This window comes from Wolbachia endosymbiont of Glossina morsitans morsitans (assembly GCF_000689175.1).
GTDB classification, from domain to species: Bacteria; Pseudomonadota; Alphaproteobacteria; order Rickettsiales; family Anaplasmataceae; genus Wolbachia; species Wolbachia pipientis.
Window position 1 is genome coordinate 1 of the sequence record NZ_AWUH01000107.1, and the last position, 1,173, is coordinate 1,173.

1 pseudogene is annotated in these 1,173 nt (G+C 39.6%); it reads left to right on the forward strand.

What is annotated here, in order from left to right:
* A pseudogene (gene carB / locus WGMM_RS02550) lies at positions 1–1,173 on the forward strand (carbamoyl-phosphate synthase large subunit); the annotation flags it as partial.

Below are 1,173 nucleotides of genomic sequence, written 5' to 3' on the forward strand. Positions count from 1 at the left end.
GCAGGCCCAATAGTTATAGGTCAGGCGTGCGAGTTTGATTATTCCGGAACGCAAAGCTGTAAAGTATTTAAAAGTGAAGGTTATAAAGTCATTTTGGTTAACTCCAACCCCGCAACTATAATGACAGATCCTGAATTCTCTGATGCAACTTATATTGAGCCGGTACTGCCTGAAATCATAGAGAAAATTATAATTAAGGAGAGGCCAGACGCAATATTGCCAACAATGGGCGGGCAAACAGCACTCAATTGCGCAATAAAACTTGCAGATGATGGAGTGTTAGACAAATACAACGTAGAATTAATAGGGGTAAATAGAGAAGCAATAAAAAAAGACAGAGGATAGAGAGTTATTCCGTCAGTCCATGGATAGAATAGGACTGAAATATCCCAAAAGTATCATTATAAAAAATCAAGAACAAATAAAAAAGGCTTTGGACTACGTTGGATTACCAGCAATCATCCGTTCATCATTCACTCTTGGTGGCGCAGGTAGTGGCATAGCATATAATAAAGAGGAGTTTTTCAATATCGCAGAAAGTGCTCTCAAAATTTCGCCAATAAATGAAGTTCAGATAGATGAATCAATTATCGGCTGGAAAGAGTATGAAATGGAAGTTATCCGCGATTGTAAAGATAACTGCATAATAGTCTGTTCGATAGAAAATGTTGATCCAATGGGAGTGCACACCGGAGATAGTATTACGGTTGCTCCTGCTTTGACTCTGCGTGATGCTGAATATCAACAAATGAGAAATGCATCTATAGCAGTGCTGAGGGAAATTGACGTTAGTGCCGGTGGTGCAAATGTTCAGTTTGCAGTGAACCCTAAAGAAGGTGGAAGCCTCGTTGTAATTGAAATGAATCCAAGGGTTTCTCGCTCCTCTGCACTTGCTTCGAAAGCAACAGGCTATCCTATTGCAAAAGTTGTAACTAAACTTGCTATTGGCTATTCGCTCGATGAAATACGTAATGACTGCGCTCCAGTTATACCTGCTGCATTTGAACCAGTGATTGATTATATCGTCACTAAAAATTCCTCGTTTTTGAATTTTGAGAAATTTTAAGGGGACGAATTGTGAATTATCAACCTCCATGAAATCGGTGGGAGAAGTAATGTCTATAGGCCGCACTTTTAATGAGTCGCTGCAGAAAGCTTTTCGCTCGCTTGAAA